Consider the following 20662-nt stretch of genomic DNA (forward strand, 5'->3'; position numbering starts at 1 on the left):
AATCTACTCGCCGCTTTCCCATTCGCCCCAAAATCGTGCTGTTTGGCCCACCAACTTGCTTGCAGATACGATTGAGGAATACTTTTGACTCAATCAAACAAAACGCACATATCGCTATGAAAACGTTAGTATTCGCCGCCTCGTTACTTGCCTCGGTTTGCACAGCCGCCACCGTTCAGGCTCAGACCAAGACGTATAAATTGACGCTCAACGTGAGTAATCTGCTCGAGCGAAAGGGGACAATTCGCGTGGGTCTGGTTACCAAAGAAGAGAACTTCATGGGTAAGGCGGACATCGACACAACGGTTGCGATTCCCGCAGAAGGCCCATTAGTTATCACGTTTCCAAACCTGGCCTCAGGTACGTATGCCGTCCGCCTGCATCAGGATTTGAATGACAACAAGCAGATGGACATGGAAGGTGGTCGCCCAGCCGAGCCGTTCGGCTTCTCGAAAATAACTATGCTCATGGGCCCGCCTTCCTTTGAAGACGCGTCGTTTACCCTCGACAAAGACACGGATATGAAAATCGTGCTGATGAGTATGTGAAAAAACGGGTTTGTGGTTCGTAGTCTGTAGTTTGTCGTTGCGCTGCTAAATCAACTGAGTGGTCATTTAGCAGCGCAACGACAAACCACAGACTACGAACCACAAACCACAAACCCGACTCTTGAACTTTGAACACTGATCCTCTCGTTCTCCAACCATGGAAACGGACGTTATTGTAAACCGGGTGGCCAACAGCGGCCTGGTTACGCTTGATCTTGAAGAGTATTACAACCACGGCGAGCGGGTTGTCTACGATTTGAAAGACAACCTGTTTATGGGCATGATCCTGAAGGAAAAAGACTTCCGGGCGTTCCTGAAAGAACATGACTGGAGCCAGTATACCGGTAAGAACGTAGCGATCACCTGTACCGAAGACGCCATTATTCCAACCTGGGCGTTCATGCTTCTGACGCTGAACCTGCAACCTTATGCTAATACGGTTGTATACGGTACACTCGACGACCTGAATGAAAAGCTTTATTTCGACGCCATCAAGACCATAGAGCCGGAAGCGTATCGGGGTGCTAAAGTAGTAGTGAAGGGATGTAGCAAGGTTCCGGTACCAACGGCTGCCTATGTGGAGCTGACTCGTGTGCTTACCCCCGTCGTGCAAAGCCTGCTTTTTGGTGAGCCTTGTAGCACGGTGCCTCTTTTTAAAAGAAAGAATTAAGAATGCAGAATTAAGAATGGCTCTGCCGATGAACCCCAGTTGGTGCATTGGCAGAGCCATTCTTAATTCTGCATTCTTAATTACCCTATAGCTCCCAGAAAGTAGGGTTAGCGTTGCGGCGAACGTGGGTACGCATCTCGAGCCAGAAGGCGGCGATCAGATACAGGATGACGGGTGACCCGAGGGTTAGGCAGGAGGTATAAATAAAGTACAGCCGGATACTGCTAGCCGAAATGTTCATTCGTTCACCAAGCCGGGCGCAAACGCCAAAAGCTTGTTGCTCAACGAAGTATTTCATTTTGTTAAGACTCTGATCCATGTGCTTGTTGTCCTGAAGGAGAGTAAAAATAACGTTAATATGTGAGCTTTGTTCGACCGTTTACAACCATTTGTAAAAAAAAAGCCAGGGAACACACAATTTTGATTGCCGAATTTACCATTCTTCTGAAACTTATTCCTTTACTTTGCGCTTCATGCATGTGAGTAACCTGCAACGGGTTGTTCACATATTCAATTTATACCAAATTTATGCAAACAGGTGTGGTTAAGTTTTTCAACGAGAGCAAAGGCTTCGGCTTTATCGTTGATGACGCCAATGGTCGTGAAATTTTCGTTCATATTACCGGCTTGAACGGTGTGACGATTCGTGAGAATGACCGGGTTCAATTTGAAGTAGTTGATGGCAAGAAAGGCCTCAACGCCGTTAAGGTCAGCAAGATCTAATTCGTCAGACCGTTGGTCAGATAGAAAAAACAAAATGCCCCGGCTGAAAAGTCGGGGCATTTTGTTTTTAAAGTTTGTAGTTTGTCGTGTGTTGTTTGTGGTTGCGTTGCTTGTCAACAGACAGGTCAATCAGCAGCGCAACCACAAACAACACACGACAAACCACAAACTAGTTATGCCCCGCCCAGCCATGCACATCAGCGATGCTCGGCATGGGTACGTCGGTCATTTTTAGCTTCTTGCGAACGCCGCCCAGATCGTTGAACAGTTTGTTCGGGCTTGCGGCGTGTAATTGAGCGATTGTCAGATAGCCTAACTTCTGAAGCGCTGGAATCCACGCTTCGGGCACGCCCGCCGCCACGAAATCAGCCTCTGTCGATAACTCTTCCTTCTTTTCAGGGCGCATCTGCGGGAAGAACAACACTTCCTGAATGCTTGGCTGATTGGTCATGATCATTGCCAGCCGGTCAATGCCCAGGCCAACACCCGCCGTAGGTGGCATGCCGTATTCCAGGGCGCGCAGGAAATCTTCATCCATTACCATCGCCTCGTCGTCGCCGCGTTTGGCCAGCTCAAGCTGCTCTTCAAAGCGGGCCCGCTGATCAATTGGGTCGTTTAGCTCCGAATAGGCGTTGGCAATTTCTTTGCCGTTACAGATCGCTTCGAATCGCTCGACCAAACCGGCTTTGCTACGGTGCTTCTTCGTCAGCGGCGACATTTCGACGGGGTAATCGGTAATAAACGTCGGCTGAATCAGGTTCGGCTCGCAGGCTTCGCCAAACAGTTCGTCGATCAACTTCGACTTGCCCATCGACTGATCGGTTTTGATGCCCCGGCTTTCGGCGGTCGCGCGCAGCGCATCTTCCTCCATTTCCGACACATCAACGCCTGTATACTCCTGAATAGCCTCGAACATGGTCAGGCGTTTCCAGGGGCGTTTGAAATCGATGATGTTTTCACCGACCGTCACCTTCGTGGTACCGGCCACGTCGATGGCTACCTTTTCCACCATTTCTTCAATGGTGTCCATCATCCAGTTGTAGTCTTTATAGGCGACGTAAAATTCAACCTGCGTGAACTCGGGGTTGTGCGTTCGGTCCATGCCTTCGTTGCGGAAGTCTTTCGCAAACTCGAATACGCCGTCGTAACCACCCACGATCAGCCGTTTCAGATACAGCTCATTGGCAATCCGCAGGTACAGCGTCATGTCGAGCGTGTTATGGTGCGTCTGGAAAGGACGCGCCGTAGCACCGCCGTGAATGGGCTGAAGAATAGGCGTTTCCACCTCCAGATAGCCTTTCCCGCTCAGATACTGTCGGATAGAGTTAACCAGCTTGCTGCGTTTGATAAACACCTCACGTACCTGCGGATTCACGATCAGATCGACGTACCGCTGCCGGTAACGGAGTTCTGGGTCGGTGAAGGCGTCGTAGATTTCCTTCTCGCCGGTTTGCTCGTTCACCACTTCTTTCACCACCGGCAACGGCCGCAGTGATTTGGTCAGCAGTTTAAACGATCGCACGTAGAGCGACAATTCACCGGTCATGGTGGTGAAGATGTTACCTTCTACACCGATGATATCGCCGATGTCAAGCAGTTTCTTGAAAACCGTGTTGTACATCGTTTTGTCCTCGCCGGGGCAAATGTCGTCGCGCTTGAAATAAAGCTGAATCCGACCGGTGCTGTCCTGCATTTCGGCGAAAGAGGCTGCACCCGATATACGGAAGCCCATCATGCGGCCGGCCAAACGTACCTGACCGTAGGTGGCATCGCCGGCAAAATCGAGGTGTGATTCGTAACCTCCCTGCGTGTCCTGACCTGCCTTATCGGCAAAGGCGTCGCGGAGGTTGGTGATGGTGTGGGTAACGTCGAATAACTCGGCAGGGTAGGGGTCAATGCCCATCCGCATCAGTTCTTCGCGCTTCTGTCGTCTATTTACTTCTTGTTCACTTAACATCTGAACGGGGATTCGCTGGATTTAACCGATTTACGTGGCCTGAATGGTCAGGCAAATCGAGGGGCAAAAGTACGGCAGAAATAGCTATGTGCCGACTAAATCACCAGGTTGATTGTTTGGCCTGTCTGCAAGCCATTCATCCCGAGTTGCTGGTTTCGAGGCTCATTCGGTCGTTGCTTCACGTACTTAACTAACATCCCAATGACCTGGACTACTACCCAGCAGGAAACCCTGCTCACCCTGATTCGTTCACGAGGCGAACAAGTGGTGCTCACCCAACAACTAAATCACGTCAACGGCCAGCTACAGCAGCAACAGGCTCATCAGGCCGATCTGTATGCCCAATGGAACGCCGAACAGGTCGACGTTGACCGGTTAGGCCGACTTAGTTGGGCAACGATCTATTACGATCTGCTGAATCGGCGGGAAGAACAGCTAACCAAAGAGCAAGCCGAAGCCCGGTCGGCCCGGATAGCCTATGATGCCGTCACGGCGCAGGTCGATACGCTGATAAGTCGAGTTGCGTCGCTGAAAAATCAACTGGTGGCCTATGCTGATGTAGAGACACGTTATGAGGCCCTGCTTCGGGAAAAAACGGAGTCAGTAAAGGCGAAGCCGGGCAACATGTATGAAGTGTATGCGACAGCGCTTCAAACCGCTGAACAGCAGATTCGGGAAATTCACGAAGCGCAGCAGGCCAGTCAGGAAGCAGCCCATGAGGTGAACCAGCTTGCAGCCTTGCTCGACAGCGCCATCAGCCTTGGCAACTGGGATATGTTTGCCGGGTCAACGCTGATCTCAATGGCCAAGTACAGCAAACTCGACGACGTGCGCGACCAATCCTACCGGGTCAACCAGAGTCTGCAACGCTTTAATCTCGAATTGGCTGATCTGCACATGCAGCTACGAGCCGACCTGCAACTCGATGGCTTTACCCGTTTCGCGGATATTTTCTTCGATAACATCTTCACTGACTATTCCGTACAACAGCGCATCAACAAGGCGCATCATCAATCCAGGATGCTGGCCGATCGAATTATCTACGCCCAGCGCCAACTCGATCAGCAACTGAATAATGCGCTACTCGAACGCGACAAGCGCACGGCCGAACTACGAACGTACCTGGAACAGGCTTGATCCTACCAGATTAGCGGGTGACCGTTTACATGATAAACGAACCATTGGTCTGAAAAACAGACTTCATTCAAAATTAGTATGATATCATTGTGCTATTGAAACACTATTACTATCTAAACTAATGACTGAGAAGAACCTTACCTCTATTTCGGGCTACCTAGCCCTTCTGATTGGCTTGCTTGGCTTCATTGCGGGCCCTGTTCTCTTTATATCCGGTGTTGTTACGTCCAGTTTGTGGCTGGGTATTCTTGGCGGAATTCTGTTCTTCGCCGGGTTGATAACCCTGACGGGTTTATCGGTTGTAAACCCCAACGAAGCCGTTGTGACCACTTTTTTTGGTGATTACACGGGCACCATGAAACAGAATGGCCTGCGATGGGTCAATCCATTTTACAGCAAAAAGAAGATCAGCCTGCGCGCCCGTAACCTGAACGGCCAAACGCTGAAGGTGAACGATAAGATGGGTAACCCGATCGACATTGCCGCTGTGGTGGTGTGGCAAGTGGCCGATACAGCCAAAGCGCTCTTTTCGGTGGACGATTACACGCTCTTTGTTCAGATTCAGTCTGAAGCGGCGGTGCGTCATTTGGCCAATTCACATACGTACGACAACGCTGATGATGGTGAAGTAACCCTACGTGACAATACTGGCCACATCAACGATGTGCTGGAAGTTGAGCTGAACGAGCGACTGTCGAGAGCGGGTGTGACGATCATCGAAGCCCGGATTAGTCACCTGGCCTATTCGCCCGAAATTGCCGGAGCGATGTTACAACGGCAACAGGCATCGGCCGTGGTAGCGGCCCGTCGTCAGATTGTCGACGGGGCTGTGGGTATGGTTGAAATGGCACTGGAGCGGTTGGCGGAGAAGAACGTAGTCCACCTCGACGAAGAGCGCAAAGCCGCTATGGTGAGCAACCTGCTGGTCGTTCTCTGTGGCGAAAAAAGCGTCAGCCCAGTCGTTAACGCCGGGTCGATTTACTGATCTTTAAAGTTCAAGGTTCAATGTCTAACGTTTAATGTTGCTCTGCTAATAAGCGGAGCGACTTTAAACGTTAGACATTGAACCTTGAACCTCCTTCCATGTCTGAAAAGAAAGGATTTTTACTGCGGCTCAATCCTGAAATGCTGGTTGAGTTGGAGCGTTGGGCGCAAGACGAGTTTCGGAGCGTGAATGGGCAAATCGAGTATCTGCTCAGCGATGCATTGAAAAAACGGCGACGTACCCGTAAAAGTGCCGACGCCGGAGCCGGAGACGCTGAAGCAGACCGAAAAACAGATGAGTAATCTACTCACCTGTAACTGAGGTAGCCGTTGCTTTGGTGGCGACGTCAAGAAAATTGAACTGGCTAATCATAATCAGCCGCGCAACAGTGGTCGACGGGTCCATGGCCTGCCCTTTCAGATAATTAGCCAATCTGGTTTGATGCGCCGCCATTTTTGGCCACAAATGCTGGTCAAATGACGTCAGGTCAAAAACCCGGCCTTCAGAATCAATGACCAGATAGTCGAAGTTATCGGGGTCTTTCAACAGGTCGTTATCGTTGTTGAATACAGACGGACGAATAATCTTTATAAATTGACGTACAGGCCGAAGACGTCGGTAAACAGTTAGTGAACCGGTCGTTAGTTCTTCCAGAAAAGCAGGCCGGCTTCTTTTTGTGGCAACCGGCAGATCAAGCGCGTTGAACTTACGCAGCAGTTGAAGGGAATTATCGAAAAACACGAACGAATCGGCTTGTCCGGCAGAGTAGACTTTCGTCAGTCCGTTGGGTAATTGCACCTGAATCATGTCGGCTTTCCAATTGTAACTTAGTTTCCCTTCCAACTTGCGGCCATCGGGCAGTATAACATATCCCACATGCCAGGATTTGGCCCCGGCAATTGCATCACTGCTTCCTGCTACCAGCAAAAGCATGGCTACTAACACATTCTTCATAACGTTGGTCTGCACCCGGTTGAACGGGCTCGAAACTGTCTTTCAGACAGGATCAGGCTGGGTACGTGCCACCGTGGCTAGAAAATCATGCCAACGAAGCGTGCAATATGTGAGATAAGCATTTGGCTTATCAAGTGGCCTAGTGTGGGCAAAATGCCATTTATACTAATTTTACTTATATAAGAATGGTATACAGAAAATTTGGTTATACGGGCTATTGGTGAAACATTCAATGGCTTACAGCCTGGTAAACAATGACAGACCATTTGCTCAAAAAACACCGCTTTGATATACCAGTGGCAGCTCACCAGCCTGATTATCTGGCTGATGAGGAAAAGGAGCCACAGAGCAACGTACCCAACTGAGGTTATTTGTCGGCGCGTGCGTAGTCGCCAATCAGCCTGATTCCGTCGAGGGTCAACGAGGGCACTACGTCCACAAACTCGGTATGAAGCGAAGGAATCGCTTTCGATAGTCCTCCCGTGGCTACTGCCAGGCAACTTCCCCCTAGTTCCGATCGGATACGGTGAATCAGGCTGCGAACCAGGCCTTCGTAGCCCATAACAACACCTGCCTGAATGGCGTGAACCGTATTTAATCCCAGTGCCGATGTGGGTAGTTCAATGGGTACTTCGGGCAATTGGGCCGTATTGGCAAACAACGCCCGAATAGCCGTTTTTAGCCCTGGCGCAATAGCTACACCCATAATCTGACCGTCGTTACCAACTGTTGTAAACGTTAGCGCCGTGCCAAAATCAACGATAACGCAAGCCTTTTTATACCGGGTGTGGGCGGCAACGGCATTCGCTACCAGATCAGTGCCAATCTCTTGTGGGCTAAGTACGGTAACAGGCAATTGGTCATACACCGATGCATTGACTACCAACGGGTCAATGGCAAATAAATCGCTTACGGCCTCGCGCACATTGGCTGTTAGGGCAGGCACCACGCTGCTGATGGTAGCCTGAGTGATCTGACTGAGGGTCAAATCGGCTTCGAGTAACCATAGTCGAAGTTTACGTTGGTAAAAAGCAGCTGGCTGCATGGGTGAACTGGGAGTTCGCCAGATATGCAGCCAGGAATCGGCATCGTACAGGCCAAACACTACATCGGAGTTGCCAATATCAAGGGTTAGGGTCATGGGAAAGGAGGCCTTTGTCTTTAGTATCTTCGGTCTTCTTGTCCTCTGTTGCGTTGCTTAGGTACGTATCGTTCTCATTAGCAGCGCAACAGAGGACAGAAGACGGAGGACACTAAAGGCAAAGGACAGTTTTATTGCTGATGAAATTGCGCGCCGATGAAGTTTAGCGCGTCGGGAAGACCGGTCCGCCAGTAGGTCCAGGTGTGGGCTCCGTTGCGAACGCGGTACTCGTGTGGAATCTTACGGCCTACGAGGGCTATGTGGAGTTGAGCGTTGGCAGCGGTCAGAAAATCATCGTCACCGCAGTCGAGGTACCAGCGCACTTTTTTTAAATCGCCCTCCGGTGCTGAGGTTGCCAGGGTCAGCGGACTGTTGCGTTTGTAGTGGGCCGTCAGGCGTTCCTCGCCTTTCACGGGGCCGCTAAACAGGAAGCTAAACGTCTTGTCGTATTGCTCGTCGGGCATGGTCTTCATGGTTTCGTCGGTAAATACGGCGGCACTCAGCGCGGCACAAGAGCCAAACAGATCAGGGTGGTGCATTGCCAGTAAAAGCGATCCATGCCCACCCATTGATAAGCCCGAAATGCCCCTGAATTCGCGCTTGGTGCGGGTGCGGTACATCGAGTCGATATGGGGAATGAGCTCCGAGACGAACATGTCTTCGTAGCGGGTTTTGTTCAGATAATCATTCATATACCAGGTTACGCCCCCATCGGGCATGACCACGATCATGGGCGGCAACGTACCTGACTTTATTCCCTCATCAATGATTCGATCGGCTTCGCCAAACTGTGTCCAGCCCGTTTCATCGTCGGTGTAGCCGTGCAGTAAATACACAACCGGGTAACGGCGATTCGATACGTAGTAGTCTGGTGGTAAATAGATTGAGTAGCGTACGCCCCGGTTCAGCAACGAGCTGTTCATGGTGATGCCTTCGAGCAAATGCGCCTGTGGAGCCATCATGACTGGCAGGGGCGAATTGGTGGTCGGTATCGGCTGACTATTCGTATTCAGTCGACGGCGGCTTTGTGCTGATACTGTGTTAGTAAACAGACAAACGAGGGCCAGAATGCATAGGCAAAAGGGGTAGGATTTCATAAGCTATGAATTGAGCAACGGGGCCGTAAGCTATCTCATTGCGAGCGAAAATTAACGTAGAGTTGGTAAAGTTCTATCAAAACAACTTTTTGAGTTTAGCCGCTCTGAAAATAGCCCCGAAAAAAGTGGCAACATTTTTGCACATTTTAGAAGAGTTAACCGTCTCAAGATTAAGGAACTCCTCTTCAATATGGTTTGCATATGAAAATACACGTACCTCTTTCTACACGTGCCCTGCCGATTGGCATACTCTTTCGGAATGGCTGGATTGTCATACTAGCTGTCACTTTGTTACAGTCCTGCCGCCTCAATGACGATCAGTCGGGGGTAGATCCAAAATCCAATGATGCCGAATCATACAGCAATGAAGTTGCACTCAAATGGAGCGATTTGCATTTAAGGCTGGTGCGTAATAGTCCTGGCCAGACGCCGCCTGTTGCTTCCCGAACGTTTAGCTACGCGGGCCTGGCTATGTATGAATCAATTGTGGCCGGAATGCCTGAAAATCAGTCGATGGCCGGGCAACTTCAGGGGCTGACCACGTTGCCCGCCGTGCAGCCGGGGCAGGTTTATAACTGGGCATTGAGTGCCAATGCAGCCGAAGCCGAGATACTGCGCAACTTATTTGCCAACACGAGCGACGCCTATAAACTGAAGATTGATTCGCTGGAAACAGCTCTTTTCAATCAGTTTAAAAGTGCTGATGCTACTACTAGTGAGCGGTCTGCAGCTTACGGAAAAAACATAGCCACTGCTATCTTCGATTGGTCGAAAACAGATGGCGGTCACGAAGGCTACAGCCGAAATTTTCCGAGTGATTATGTGGTGCCTACAGGACCGGGTGCATGGCGCCCCACAGAGAACGGACGCACCATTCCAATGCAACCTTATTGGGGCAAAAATCGTACCATGCTGGCTGCTACGGCTGCTATGTCACTGCCTGTTGCCATACCATATTCGACTCAGGTAACCTCTCAGTATTTTGCGCAATATCTGGAAGTATACGCCAAAAATATCAGCCTGACGCAGGAGGAAAAAGAGATTTCAATTTGGTGGGCCGACGATCCAAGCGAAACCTTTACGCCCCCCGGTCACTCATACAATCTGGCCCGTATTGCCGTACAGGCCGACAAATCTAATCTGGCTAAAGCTGCCGAAACGTTCGCCCGTGTAGGTGTGGCCGTGACCGATGCCTTCATTGCCTGCTGGAAATGCAAATTTGCCATTAACAACGAGCGTCCTTATACGTTTGTGCGCCGGGCTATTGACCCAAACTGGATACCATTTTGGCCTTCGCCTCCATTTCCTGGTTTTGCGTCAGGGCACTCTACCCAATCGGCTGCCACAGCTATTGTACTTACCGACCTGTATGGATCGTCATTCAATTTTACCGATAACTCGCACGTTGGGCGGGTACGTGACACGAAACGGAATGTAGACTTTAAAGCGCGTACGTTCCGTTCGTTTTGGGAAGCGGCCGAAGAGTCGGGCTATTCGCGAATTCTGGGCGGTATCCACACCCGGCAAGACAACGAAGTTGGTCTGCGGGAGGGACGTACTATTGGCCAAAATATCAATGCACTCCGCTGGAAACGAGTGCAATAAGTCCTGAACGTACCTGACATAGAAACGGCTCGCCAGATTCACTGGCGAGCCGTTTCTATGTCAGGTACGTTACTTGGTAACTACAAACGAGTCGGTAGTACAAACGGTGCCTGAATCGGTTGTGAGGCAAATGGTACCACTCACAGCATCATTGGGAACAGTGGCCACCAACGTATTACCTACAAGTCGGAAGCGGGCAGGGGTCGATAAGCCGCCCCCAAACCTGACTTCGACCACATCATTCAGGTTTTGGCCGGTGAAGGTGACGTCGGTGCCTACTTTGCCGGTTTTAGGCGTAAAATTAACGCCCGCTACAACGCGTTGCACATCAAACACAGTGGCGGTGCAGGCAAGGCCCGCCGGATTGGTGAAGCAGATGGTACCGTCAACTGCATTGGCTGGTACGATCACTTTCATTTCTCCATTTCCCAGGCGTTGAAAAGAAGCAGCCAGTGAGGCGCCGCCGCCAAATCGAACATCAGTAACGTCTTCCAGAAAGTGCCCGGTAACGGTTAGTTCGTCGCCAACACGGCCTTTTGTGGGGGTAAACACCACGCCCGATACGGGCCGGATGGGCGTAAACAGATTGGAAGTGAAAGCGGTAGGAGAGTCGGTCGTGAGCCTGAATTGGCCGGGTTGCGCGTCGTCGGGAACACGAATCCATATCTCGGTATCGTCGTTGCGACCATCATTGGATGCAGGATTAACAGCCCCTGTAAATTGAACAACCGCGTCGCGTAGCCAATTGCCTTTGATAACCATCCGACCACCAGCGGGCAATCGGAGGGGGTAATCGGTCACAACGGGGGCCTGTACTACGGTAAGCGAGCGCACCGAGGTGGTGGTACCTGCCCGGTTGGTAGCCGTTATAGGCCCGGTTGTGGCATCGGCAGGAACAAAAAACTGAAAACCAGTGCCTTCCGTACGCGCATTGATAGTAAGTAGTTTTCCGTTCAGCGTAATCTGCTGAATCCGGTGTAGGTTTTGTCCCGTTACCGAAACGAGCTTATTGATACCGCGTCGTAGAGGGGTAAATACGAGGTTGGCGGGCGGCAGGATATATAAAAATGGTTGCGCGGCGCTGACTGCGCCACCGGCACCATTTAGGCTAATGACTACATTGCCCGACTGACTGCGGGCTGGCACGGTAGCTTCAATCTGAGTGGAGCTTAGGATGCGAAAGGGTGCTGCAGTCCCTCCAAACGATACGCTGGTAATGTCGCCTAGATTAAGCCCCGTCAGCAATACCTTATCACCAGTAATACCCTCCATTGGGTCCGGATTAGTTGTCAGCACAGGAGCGCCCGCTATGTAAATACTGTCGGCGCTGAGGCCAATAAGCTGCTCAAAAACGGTCACGCTGATGCGTCCGCTCGTAGCATCGGCGGGAACAATAGCCCTTATTTCGGTATCGGTGATTCGGACGGTTGCGGGGTCTGGCGCGGCGCGGTTAATCAGCAAAACGCCATCGGTCAGGTAACGTCCCTGCACCACAATTTCCTGGCCGGCACGTACGCGTTTGGGTGAGAAACCGGTGATTTCGGGTGTGCCAGCTATCAGGTAGGGTATCGCAATGGGCCCTCCTTCCGTAAGCAGGGTCATTCTTGCCAATCCACGGGGTTGCTGTGGCGAAATGGTCACAAGCACTACGTTGGGCGATACAACCGTAAAAGAAGCCGCGCTTGTGGTATCGAAGCGAACGCTTTGCAGTCGGTCTAGATTATTGCCGCTGATACGAATGGTAGCGCCCGGAGCGGCATTGGTTGGTAAAACGGCATTTGTTTGGTCAAACGTAGGTTCGGGCTGAATAACGGTGAAGTTAACGGGTGGCGTTACGCCTTCGCTGTTGGCTACCTGAATCTGCGTGGGCCCGGTAGCCATGCGGGGAACCTCAACCACCAGCGTACCGTCTGACCGTGACCTGACGGTAGCCTGAACCGCCGTTTCGGCCCGCCCGAAAGTAACAATTGGGTTACTGCCAAACTGAGCCCCTTTTAACTCTACCGGCCGGCCAATGTCAAAGCGGTTGGGGCTTACATTCCATAGTTCTGGCGGAAACTGCTCGACTTTACATCCGTAGGCCATCAACAGCATTCCCACTCCAGCAACCAGCTGCCACCAGCCGTTTCTACGTATACCGTCTCTCATCTACGCCCTATCTATCGTATACACAAAACTAATAGCAAATGCACAATGCGTCATTAATAATGCATAATGGCTTTGCCGCGCCACATTTCTGTGATCAGCAAAGCCATTATCAGTAGTCGACGTTTACTCAAAAATTCCCCGCTCCCAGGTTACGGAATGCCCAGGGAATACCCGCCAGAATGAGGATGAGGCCAACACCATAGAAAATGCCAACCAATCGATGTTTTTGGGTATCGCCGCTAGCCCGTTTCGAGCGTGAATAACCAACCGTTATGGCTATAATGGCTAGCAGCATGATGGTAATGTGTTCAACGGTATAGAATCGAACAACCTTATTGCTCATTCCTGCAAAATCAACCTTTGGGCTGATGAAGTACAGAATCAGGCCAAGCACCAGTTGGATATGAACCGATATGAGCGTGAACAGATACAGTTTACGGTTTCCGTCCGTAAAAGCCTTATTACCCATCCAACGGCTAACAGATACAAAAACGGCCGCCAGTAAAAGCACCAGCGCAACCCAGCGAAGGCCCGAATGGGCATGAACTAATCCAGTATACATAGTGTAGGTTTATCAAAATTAATGTTGGTGCAAAGAAACGGACAAACCGCTGATTCATGCCTCAACGTACCCAGGATTCGATGATTCTTTACAACATAACCTACAACATTGACCAGCAGATCGAGCGCGAATGGCTTCGCTGGATGAAAGACGAACACGTACCTGCGGTGGTCGCTACGGGGCTTACCATGCAGAATAATGCCCTAAAACTATTGACCGAAGTAGACAATGGCGGCGTTACCTACACGTTTCAGTACTGGTTTCAGACCATGGAGGATTTTGTAACCTATCAAAGCCTTCATCAACCCGCCCTCCAACAACAGGTAGCTGACCGCTACGCCAATAAATACGTGTCGTTCCGCACGCTACTGGAAGAGATATAAATGGGTAAATAGTTACACCGGGCTGTGCCCGGTGTAACTATTTACCACTTAGATAAATAAGCTGGGTTTGCTGGCATTTTTTGCCACTAGGGCGGGGGCATTGCCCGCCATTGTCGTCTGAAATAATAACGAGTCGCCGAGGTTTACCCGCTGCGGCAGGTACCCACGCCATGCCTTCCAGATTATCGATCCGGTTGCCGTTGAGCATGGTATTGAAATCGAACACCAATTTTTTGGTCGGGGTACTTTGTGTTTCGTTATCGCTAAACGCCACCTCATACAGTTTGGCATACGATGTGTCGCGCACGTTGTCATAGAACCGCTCGATGACCAGCAACTGATTCTTACCCGCCCACAAAATCTCCGAAATGCCGCCGTACCGCTCCGAAGTAGGCAATTGTGGCATGCGGTCGCGGGGGTAAGCAAATGTTTTTTTTGCGCTCAACGACGTACCTGACCAGTGATACCGGTAGAAAAGCACAGCAGCACTGCTACTGTCGGCGGGTGCCCAGCCAGCTTCGGGAGCCAGCCAAAGGGTTGAATCGGCTCCTAACGCCAACCCTTCAATGCCTTTATTGTCGAAAGGCAAGGGCATGATGCGGTCAAATACGGTGATGTCGGGCGTTGTGCCGGCACGTGGCAACGAGTCGCGGCAAAAGAAAGCATACCCTCCCGAAGCGTTATCGTCTTCTACCGTACCGAAATAAGTATGGCTGGCTGCGTCATAACGCAAGGCTTCTAACTGCAATCCGGTGTTGGGCCCGCTTACCGCCCGATTGTATTGGGTCAAGTTGGGCAACTGCCATTGGGCTCCCCGATCGCCTACCAGGTGCCAAACTCCCGCCGGTGCTATATACTCAATGCCGGAAATGGTGTGTAGCCCCGCTTCCTGGGGCAGGTAAATCGTGGTGTCGAGCCGGAAAGCCTGGCCAAGTGTTGGTAGCGTGATAGTCAGACTGAGACACAGCGCTAAACCAGTTTTTAGAAATGAGCCGGGCATCGTTAGGTTATTGCAGGTAAACACCTTCGCGGGCAGGGTCGCTCAAAATGACTTCTACGTGTTCGTTCAGGGTGGTGACCAGTTCAAGACCAATAAAATCGGCGGCGATAGGGTAGCGGGGGTGATTACGATTCACCAGCACAGCCACCTGAATCTTGCGGACGGGTACCGACAGAAAAGGCTGTAGGCTAAAGGCCAGCGTCCGGCCCGAATACAGCACATCGTCGATCAGCACCACCACGCGGTTTGCATACGTACCTGAGCCACCGGGCAAGGCAATCGAAGGCTGCGCTTTTTGCGACTTGTCGAGGTCGATCTGTACCAGCGACACGCTGAATGGAGCGATCTGTTGCAGTTCGTCGGCCAGTCGGCGGGCCAGTTCGTAGCCTTCGCCAGCTACGCCGGCAAGCACCAGGGCAGCCTCGTCGAAGTTGGTTTCGTATAACTGACTGGCAATACGACGGATTTTTTGGCGGATCTGATCAGCCGATAGAATTTGAGTGGGATTCATTAGCAAAGACCCGGCCAGACCAGGTAAAAGTAAGGCTGCAAAAATGCATAAATTATCAGGGTTTAATACGGCTTGTTTGGCATAGTTTTCGCCAACAGATGTATACAGTATATGCCCATCCAGAAACAACCTCACTACCATGTCACGTATCATTATGTTTTTAAAAGCAAAATCGATCGGTTTGCTTATCGGAATTGCCTGGACTGCACTCTCGTGCTTTACCAGCGTTACAGATCCTACACAAGCTATTGGTGCCTCTATCAAAACGGGCGAAGCGCATCAGCTAGCGGCTTTCTTCGATACTAAACTCGAGTTACGCGTCGATCCGGTTGGCGTCGATTTTCCATCGGTGCGCGCCGATCAGGCTGAAGTGATTATGCGTTCTTTTTTCAAAAAATACCCACCCGGCCGTTTCATGCCTACTGAACAGGGCAGTACAACCAACTTGCGGTACACCACCGGTACTTACTGGTCGGGCTCACGCTCATTCCGGGTCAATGTTCTGATGCGGCAGACTACCCCCGGCCAATACCGGATTCACGCTATTCAGGTAAACGAGTAATTAAGTCGAAAAAGTCATGAGTGCGGAGTCTGGACAGCTTGTTTAGTATGGCTGACGCAGAAATGTTTCGCTGCAATCAACACTAAACACCCTATCCAGACTCCGCACTCACGACTTTTTCCGACTAACTCCTCCTATCTTTGCACTTTCTTTATGGAAGTTCGCAATGACCATTAAAACCAAAAAATACGCATTAGATCAAAAAACGTACATCAACTTAGCTATTCGGCAGTGGGTACGTGACAACTGGCTCTGGAGCGGGATACCGCTGGCGCTGATTCTGATAAATGCCATTCTGAACCTGACGGGCATTTATCCCAATTACTGGATCTACGTCGTAGTGATTCTGCTCACGATTATCTACGTCTTGTTTTGGGCGGTACAATTCACGGGCGTTTCGCAGTCGGAACAGTTTAAACCGATGTTCGAAAAATACGTATATGAGATCGACAGCCGCCACATTATGATGAAGCTGAACGCCAAAGAAGGTGGTATGCTGAAGTGGGACATGATCAAGGCTGCGGTTAAGGATAAAAATGCCTATGTGCTGCAGTTGGGCAATGGCCTCGACGGAGCCAACACCCCTACCATGAATTTCTTTATGAAATACCTGGCCAAGCAAATGGGGCGGGCGCAGTTCTTGTACCTGCCTTACTCCATTTTTACCAGCGAAAGCGACCAGCGGTTCATGGATCTCCTTCTCCGCCGCAAAGGCCTGCTCATCGAAGAGGTGAAAGAGACTAAAGAATTGAAAGAGGTCAAATAACACAAGCTATACGCGAACCGAACGGGCTTCGGCGTTACCTTCTCAGGAACGTCGAAGCCCGTTCTTTTTTTGCCCATGACCCAATTTCCTCACGCGCCCAATGAACCTCTCTGGACCCCCGGTGCCCGACTCCAGCACCAGTCCCGGCTGAAACACTATATCGATTACCTGTTCGTGAAACAGGGCCTCTACCTGCGTCACTATGATGATCTCTGGAATTGGTCGGTGATGAACCTGGACGATTTCTGGGAGTCGATCGCTACGTATTTCGATCTGCAATTTCATACACCCTACCAGCAGGTGCTTGAGCGGCCACGGCAGGGCATGATTGGCACGCGCTGGTTCCCCGGCGCAACCGTAAATTATGCCGAACATATTTTCCGGAATGCGAACAGTCAACATCCGGCCCTGCTGTTTGCTTCCGAAAAAAAACGACTGCAAAGCGTATCATGGTCTGAACTGGCGTATCAGGTGGGGGCGATGGCGCAGTTTTTGCGTCAGCAGGGCGTTGGTGTCGGCGATCGGGTAGTGGCTTTGTTGCCCAACGTACCCGAGGCCGTGGTTGGCTTTCTGGCCACGCAGTCGCTGGGGGCCGTATGGTCGAGTTGTTCGCCCGATTTTGGCACGGCTAGTGTGCTGGATCGTTTTCGGCAGATCGAGCCGAAGGTGCTCCTCATGACGGATGGATATACCTACAATGGCAAAGCAATTGATAAATCAGGCGATCTGGGTACGTTACGGCAGGGGTTACCCACGCTGAAACAACTAATCTGGGTGCCCTTTCTCAACCCCGACGCACTTGTTCCGGTGGGCGTTACCGCCTGGAGTGAGGTACTCAGAACGCCGTTTGCCGAGTTAACTTTCACGCCCGTTCCCTTCGACCACCCGATGTGGGTGTTGTTTTCGTCGGGTACAACGGGCAAGCCCAAAGCCATTACCCATAGCGTAGGCGGTTGCCTGATCGAACACCTGAAAACGTTGGCGCTCCATCAGGATGTGCAGTCGGGTGAACGCTATTTCTGGTATTCGACCACCGGCTGGATGATGTGGAACTTCTCGGTGGCTTCGCTTCTGGTGGGGGCCACACTGGTACTGTATGAAGGCTCTCCGGTCTATCCCGACATGAACCGTCTGTGGCAACTCATTGAGCAGGCGCAGATCACGCATTTTGGGGGTGGGGCGGCTTACTTCCTGGCCTGTATGCGGGCGGGACTTGAGCCAGGTAAAGCTACCGGACTGCGCTCATTGCGGAGCATTGGTGCAACGGGTTCGCCACTGCCGCCCGAGGGGTTCCGCTGGATCTACGAGGCTGTTCGTACCGATGTCTGGCTAATCTCGTTCAGTGGCGGCACCGACGTTTGCAGTGGTTTTGTGGGCGGCAATCCGCTGGCGCCGGTGGTGGCGGGCGAAATTCAGTGTCGTCTACTGGGATGTAAAGTAGAGGCGTATGATGAACAGGGCAAACCCGTTCGTGAAGCACTGGGTGAGATGATGATTCTGGAACCGATGCCCTCGATGCCTATTTATTTCTGGAACGATCCCAACAATGAGCGTTATCGAAGCAGCTATTTCGAGAACGACCCCGACACGTGGCGGCACGGCGACTGGATCAAGATCACCGACCGGGGTAGCGTGATCATCTACGGCCGGTCAGATGCCACCCTCAACCGGGATGGGGTAAGAATTGGCACCGCCGAGATTTATTCGGCTGTAGAAAGTCTGCCCGATATTGCCGATAGCCTGGTTGTGGGTATCGAACTGTCCGATGGCAGTTACCAGATGCCGTTGTTTGTAGTCTTACGCGACGGGCAATCGCTGACCGACGAACTGGTGAAACAAATAAAGCAAACGTTGAAAAACCAGTATAGCCCCCGGCACGTACCTGACAGCATTCATCAGATTCCTGAAGTGCCGTATACCATCAGCGGGAAGAAGATGGAAACGCCGGTGAAAAAAATTCTGATGGGGCAGCAGGCCGACCGGGTGGCAAGCGCCGATACCATGCGAAATCCCGGTTCGCTGGCGGCTTTTGAACAGCTGATGCACTAGTTTTCCACTACCTTTTCTTTTCGCTCAGATTATCCGTAATCAGGCAAACATTACTGGCGTATATTAGTGTTACGCATCTATACGCAACAATCTGATGAACAACCCAATGGCAACCAACAACACAACGCCATCGCCCGAACGGATCACCAACGACCGCACCATCGTTCGGCTACCCATGCTACTGGGTATTACGCTGGCCGGCGGGGTATTGATTGGGGCTTCTTTTTTTGGTGGAACAAAAGGCCTGAACTCAATTGGTCGAGGCTACACCAAATACAAAGAGATTCTGCAACTGATTGAAAATAACTACGTCGACTCGGTCAATACCGATGATCTGGTTGATTTTTCGATCACGAAGATGCTCGAAAAACTTGACCCGCATACGGCCTACCTGAACCCAACCGACGCCGTAGCGGCGCGTTCACAACTGGAAGGTGGCTTTGATGGCATTGGCGTTGAATTCAATATTTTTGCCGATACGGTTTACGTGGTTACACCCTTGGCCGGTGGTCCTTCCGAAGCGGCCGGTATTCGTAGTGGCGATAAAATTCTGAAGGTCGATGATACGCCGCTTACCGCGAAAGGCGTAGACAACAGCGCAGTCTATAAAGCCATGCGCGGCAAACGGGGTACCGAGGTGCGATTGATGGTGCTGTCGAAGGGGCAGAAACCCCGTTTGGTAACCGTCACGCGCGATCGAATTCCGACCTACGCCGTTGATGCCGCTTACATGACCGACGCGCAAACGGGCTACCTGAAAGTGAACCGCTTCTCTGATTCAGCCTACGAAGAGTTCAGAACGGCACTGACTGGATTGAAGCAACAGGGCATGAAGCAACTCGTGCTCGATTTGCGGAACAACCCCGGCGGTTACCTCGACCGGGCCACTAACATGGCCGATGAGTTTATCGACGGCAACAAACTGCTGGTGTATACGGATGGCAAAGACGACCGTTATGATCGGAAATATTTTGCCAAATTGAACGGGCAGTTTGAAGACGGTGCCCTTATTGTTCTCATCGATGAAGGCAGTGCGTCGGCTTCGGAAATTCTGGCCGGTGCCTTGCAGGACCATGACCGAGGCTATATTGTGGGTCGTCGGTCGTTCGGTAAAGGACTGGTGCAAATGCCGGTACAACTATCTGACGGTTCAGAACTGCGTCTCACTATTTCACGCTATTACACGCCAACGGGTCGCAGTATCCAGAAACCTTATGTGATGGGGCAGGAGGGTGACTACGAGAAAGAACTCGAACTACGTTCGAAACGTGGTGAATATTACGTGGCCGACAGTATCAAGAATGATCCTAAAAGTGTGTTCAAAACTGATAAAGGTCGCACGGTTTACGGCGGTGGCGGTATTACGCCCGATTATTTCGTGCCCCGCGATTCAAGCTGGCAAACGGCTTATTTAGGGCAGTTATATGCCAAAAACATTATCCGGGAATACGCGCTGTCGTACGCCAATGAGAACCGGGCCCGGCTGGAGAAAATGCCGTTTGCTGAGTTCGATAAAGCCGTAAATCTGAACGACGGACAGCTGGAGGCACTAAACAAAGCGGCTATTGCCGATGGGGTGAAGTTCAACGCTGCTGAGTTTGCCCGCTCGAAGAATTACATACGCATCCAGACCAAAGCGCTCATTGCCAGGTACGTATACCAGAGAGCGAATAAAGGCGGTCAGAACAACGAGTTCTACCGTGTAATGAACACTGCCGACAACACCTACGTGAAAGCCCTGACCCTCTTTGATAAGGCTCAGGAACTGGAATTCGGCCCGAAGGCGGTAGGGAAGAAATAGGTTCAACGTTTAAAGTCCAAAGGTCTAAAGTTGCTTCGCCCGATTTCACGTAGCGGAGAAGCT

Annotated in this window: 21 protein-coding genes; 12 read left to right on the top strand and 9 right to left on the bottom strand. The window is 51.3% G+C overall.

Features of this window, described 5'->3' with window-relative positions; genetic code table 11:
- Nucleotides 1–116 precede the first annotated feature (116 nt).
- On the top strand, nt 117–548 hold the full coding sequence (locus ACAW87_RS02505; protein WP_370721566.1) for a DUF2141 domain-containing protein: 432 nt from the start codon (nt 117–119) through the stop codon (nt 546–548).
- A 157-nt stretch (nt 549–705) separates the two neighbouring features.
- Nucleotides 706–1218 carry a DUF2480 family protein gene (locus ACAW87_RS02510; protein WP_370721567.1) on the top strand — a complete coding sequence of 171 codons (513 nt, stop codon included), beginning with the start codon at nt 706–708 and terminating at the stop codon, nt 1216–1218.
- A gap of 85 nt (nt 1219–1303) precedes the next feature.
- Here ACAW87_RS02510 and ACAW87_RS02515 read toward each other — a convergent pair whose 3' ends face one another.
- Nucleotides 1304–1537 carry a PspC domain-containing protein gene (locus ACAW87_RS02515; RefSeq protein WP_370721568.1) on the bottom strand — a complete coding sequence of 78 codons (234 nt, stop codon included), beginning with the start codon at nt 1535–1537 and terminating at the stop codon, nt 1304–1306.
- Nucleotides 1538–1746: 209 nt separating this feature from the next.
- On the opposite strand from ACAW87_RS02515, the gene ACAW87_RS02520 reads away from it, so the two are divergent.
- Nucleotides 1747–1941, top strand: coding sequence for a cold-shock protein (locus tag ACAW87_RS02520; RefSeq protein WP_085410498.1), 195 nt, complete (start codon nt 1747–1749; stop codon nt 1939–1941).
- Between the two features lie 169 nt (nt 1942–2110).
- On the opposite strand, the gene lysS is transcribed toward ACAW87_RS02520, so the two are convergent.
- Nucleotides 2111–3898 (bottom strand): lysine--tRNA ligase, encoded by a 1788-nt coding sequence (gene lysS / locus ACAW87_RS02525; protein ID WP_370721569.1) that lies wholly within the window; start codon nt 3896–3898, stop codon nt 2111–2113.
- Nucleotides 3899–4099: 201 nt separating this feature from the next.
- Between lysS and ACAW87_RS02530 the strand changes: the two genes are divergently transcribed.
- The 3 genes from ACAW87_RS02530 (at nt 4100) to ACAW87_RS02540 (ending at nt 6322) form a co-directional block, all read left to right on the top strand.
- On the top strand, nt 4100–5035 hold the full coding sequence (locus ACAW87_RS02530) for a hypothetical protein (protein WP_370721570.1): 936 nt from the start codon (nt 4100–4102) through the stop codon (nt 5033–5035).
- A 121-nt stretch (nt 5036–5156) separates the two neighbouring features.
- Complete coding sequence (locus ACAW87_RS02535) at nt 5157–6020, top strand: SPFH domain-containing protein (protein ID WP_370721571.1); 864 nt, start codon at nt 5157–5159, stop codon at nt 6018–6020.
- A gap of 98 nt (nt 6021–6118) precedes the next feature.
- Nucleotides 6119–6322, top strand: a complete 204-nt coding sequence (locus ACAW87_RS02540) for a type II toxin-antitoxin system antitoxin (RefSeq protein ID WP_370721572.1) — start codon at nt 6119–6121, stop codon at nt 6320–6322.
- 1 nt (nt 6323) lies between these two features.
- Here the strand turns inward: ACAW87_RS02540 and ACAW87_RS02545 are convergent, their stop codons facing one another.
- The 3 genes from ACAW87_RS02545 to ACAW87_RS02555 all read right to left on the bottom strand — a co-directional run bounded on the left by ACAW87_RS02545 (nt 6324) and on the right by ACAW87_RS02555 (nt 9212).
- Nucleotides 6324–6974: a hypothetical protein gene (locus tag ACAW87_RS02545; protein ID WP_370721573.1), complete on the bottom strand. Its 651-nt coding sequence runs from the start codon at nt 6972–6974 to the stop codon at nt 6324–6326.
- Between the two features lie 367 nt (nt 6975–7341).
- Nucleotides 7342–8115 (bottom strand): type III pantothenate kinase, encoded by a 774-nt coding sequence (locus ACAW87_RS02550; protein WP_370721574.1) that lies wholly within the window; start codon nt 8113–8115, stop codon nt 7342–7344.
- A 131-nt stretch (nt 8116–8246) separates the two neighbouring features.
- Nucleotides 8247–9212 carry an alpha/beta hydrolase gene (locus ACAW87_RS02555; protein WP_370721575.1) on the bottom strand — a complete coding sequence of 322 codons (966 nt, stop codon included), beginning with the start codon at nt 9210–9212 and terminating at the stop codon, nt 8247–8249.
- A 201-nt stretch (nt 9213–9413) separates the two neighbouring features.
- Between ACAW87_RS02555 and ACAW87_RS02560 the strand changes: the two genes are divergently transcribed.
- Nucleotides 9414–10817 (top strand): vanadium-dependent haloperoxidase, encoded by a 1404-nt coding sequence (locus tag ACAW87_RS02560; RefSeq protein ID WP_370721576.1) that lies wholly within the window; start codon nt 9414–9416, stop codon nt 10815–10817.
- Nucleotides 10818–10886: 69 nt separating this feature from the next.
- Here the strand turns inward: ACAW87_RS02560 and ACAW87_RS02565 are convergent, their stop codons facing one another.
- Complete coding sequence (locus ACAW87_RS02565; RefSeq protein WP_370721577.1) at nt 10887–12965, bottom strand: IPT/TIG domain-containing protein; 2079 nt, start codon at nt 12963–12965, stop codon at nt 10887–10889.
- A 127-nt stretch (nt 12966–13092) separates the two neighbouring features.
- On the bottom strand, nt 13093–13527 hold the full coding sequence (locus ACAW87_RS02570) for a cytochrome B (protein WP_370721578.1): 435 nt from the start codon (nt 13525–13527) through the stop codon (nt 13093–13095).
- 56 nt (nt 13528–13583) lie between these two features.
- Between ACAW87_RS02570 and ACAW87_RS02575 the strand changes: the two genes are divergently transcribed.
- A complete protein-coding gene (locus ACAW87_RS02575) occupies nt 13584–13910 on the top strand; it encodes a DUF4286 family protein (RefSeq protein ID WP_370721579.1) in 327 nt (108 codons plus the stop codon).
- A gap of 37 nt (nt 13911–13947) precedes the next feature.
- Here the strand turns inward: ACAW87_RS02575 and ACAW87_RS02580 are convergent, their stop codons facing one another.
- Both ACAW87_RS02580 and ACAW87_RS02585 read right to left on the bottom strand, forming a co-directional pair.
- Complete coding sequence (locus tag ACAW87_RS02580) at nt 13948–14910, bottom strand: esterase-like activity of phytase family protein (RefSeq protein ID WP_370721580.1); 963 nt, start codon at nt 14908–14910, stop codon at nt 13948–13950.
- Between the two features lie 7 nt (nt 14911–14917).
- Nucleotides 14918–15421: a phosphoribosyltransferase family protein gene (locus tag ACAW87_RS02585; RefSeq protein WP_370721581.1), complete on the bottom strand. Its 504-nt coding sequence runs from the start codon at nt 15419–15421 to the stop codon at nt 14918–14920.
- 139 nt (nt 15422–15560) lie between these two features.
- On the opposite strand from ACAW87_RS02585, the gene ACAW87_RS02590 reads away from it, so the two are divergent.
- From ACAW87_RS02590 to ACAW87_RS02605, 4 genes are all read left to right on the top strand, one after another.
- Nucleotides 15561–15983 (top strand): DUF4783 domain-containing protein, encoded by a 423-nt coding sequence (locus ACAW87_RS02590; protein ID WP_370721582.1) that lies wholly within the window; start codon nt 15561–15563, stop codon nt 15981–15983.
- Nucleotides 15984–16149: 166 nt separating this feature from the next.
- Nucleotides 16150–16749: a YcxB family protein gene (locus ACAW87_RS02595; protein ID WP_370721583.1), complete on the top strand. Its 600-nt coding sequence runs from the start codon at nt 16150–16152 to the stop codon at nt 16747–16749.
- Between the two features lie 75 nt (nt 16750–16824).
- Nucleotides 16825–18798, top strand: a complete 1974-nt coding sequence (locus ACAW87_RS02600; protein WP_370721584.1) for an acetoacetate--CoA ligase — start codon at nt 16825–16827, stop codon at nt 18796–18798.
- Nucleotides 18799–18904: 106 nt separating this feature from the next.
- The gene (locus tag ACAW87_RS02605) at nt 18905–20599 is read left to right on the top strand and encodes a S41 family peptidase (protein WP_370721585.1); all 1695 of its coding nucleotides are present in this window, start codon (nt 18905–18907) and stop codon (nt 20597–20599) included.
- Nucleotides 20600–20662 lie beyond the last annotated feature (63 nt).

Origin of the sequence: Fibrella aquatica, from assembly GCF_041321135.1 — a bacterium.
Taxonomy (GTDB): Bacteria; Bacteroidota; Bacteroidia; order Cytophagales; family Spirosomataceae; genus Fibrella; species Fibrella aquatica.

Excerpts from the sequence above, each read along its gene's own strand:
- ACAW87_RS02505 (WP_370721566.1), top strand. The coding sequence starts at position 117 with ATGAAAACGTTAGTATTCGCCGCCTCGTTACTTGCCTCGGTTTGCACA.
- ACAW87_RS02510 (WP_370721567.1), top strand. The coding sequence starts at position 706 with ATGGAAACGGACGTTATTGTAAACCGGGTGGCCAACAGCGGCCTGGTT.
- ACAW87_RS02515 (WP_370721568.1), bottom strand. The coding sequence starts at position 1,537 with ATGGATCAGAGTCTTAACAAAATGAAATACTTCGTTGAGCAACAAGCT.
- ACAW87_RS02520 (WP_085410498.1), top strand. The coding sequence starts at position 1,747 with ATGCAAACAGGTGTGGTTAAGTTTTTCAACGAGAGCAAAGGCTTCGGC.
- lysS (WP_370721569.1), bottom strand. The coding sequence starts at position 3,898 with ATGTTAAGTGAACAAGAAGTAAATAGACGACAGAAGCGCGAAGAACTG.
- ACAW87_RS02530 (WP_370721570.1), top strand. The coding sequence starts at position 4,100 with ATGACCTGGACTACTACCCAGCAGGAAACCCTGCTCACCCTGATTCGT.
- ACAW87_RS02535 (WP_370721571.1), top strand. The coding sequence starts at position 5,157 with ATGACTGAGAAGAACCTTACCTCTATTTCGGGCTACCTAGCCCTTCTG.
- ACAW87_RS02540 (WP_370721572.1), top strand. The coding sequence starts at position 6,119 with ATGTCTGAAAAGAAAGGATTTTTACTGCGGCTCAATCCTGAAATGCTG.
- ACAW87_RS02545 (WP_370721573.1), bottom strand. The coding sequence starts at position 6,974 with ATGAAGAATGTGTTAGTAGCCATGCTTTTGCTGGTAGCAGGAAGCAGT.
- ACAW87_RS02550 (WP_370721574.1), bottom strand. The coding sequence starts at position 8,115 with ATGACCCTAACCCTTGATATTGGCAACTCCGATGTAGTGTTTGGCCTG.
- ACAW87_RS02555 (WP_370721575.1), bottom strand. The coding sequence starts at position 9,212 with ATGAAATCCTACCCCTTTTGCCTATGCATTCTGGCCCTCGTTTGTCTG.
- ACAW87_RS02560 (WP_370721576.1), top strand. The coding sequence starts at position 9,414 with ATGAAAATACACGTACCTCTTTCTACACGTGCCCTGCCGATTGGCATA.
- ACAW87_RS02565 (WP_370721577.1), bottom strand. The coding sequence starts at position 12,965 with ATGAGAGACGGTATACGTAGAAACGGCTGGTGGCAGCTGGTTGCTGGA.
- ACAW87_RS02570 (WP_370721578.1), bottom strand. The coding sequence starts at position 13,527 with ATGTATACTGGATTAGTTCATGCCCATTCGGGCCTTCGCTGGGTTGCG.
- ACAW87_RS02575 (WP_370721579.1), top strand. The coding sequence starts at position 13,584 with ATGCCTCAACGTACCCAGGATTCGATGATTCTTTACAACATAACCTAC.
- ACAW87_RS02580 (WP_370721580.1), bottom strand. The coding sequence starts at position 14,910 with ATGCCCGGCTCATTTCTAAAAACTGGTTTAGCGCTGTGTCTCAGTCTG.
- ACAW87_RS02585 (WP_370721581.1), bottom strand. The coding sequence starts at position 15,421 with ATGAATCCCACTCAAATTCTATCGGCTGATCAGATCCGCCAAAAAATC.
- ACAW87_RS02590 (WP_370721582.1), top strand. The coding sequence starts at position 15,561 with ATGTCACGTATCATTATGTTTTTAAAAGCAAAATCGATCGGTTTGCTT.
- ACAW87_RS02595 (WP_370721583.1), top strand. The coding sequence starts at position 16,150 with ATGACCATTAAAACCAAAAAATACGCATTAGATCAAAAAACGTACATC.
- ACAW87_RS02600 (WP_370721584.1), top strand. The coding sequence starts at position 16,825 with ATGACCCAATTTCCTCACGCGCCCAATGAACCTCTCTGGACCCCCGGT.
- ACAW87_RS02605 (WP_370721585.1), top strand. The coding sequence starts at position 18,905 with ATGGCAACCAACAACACAACGCCATCGCCCGAACGGATCACCAACGAC.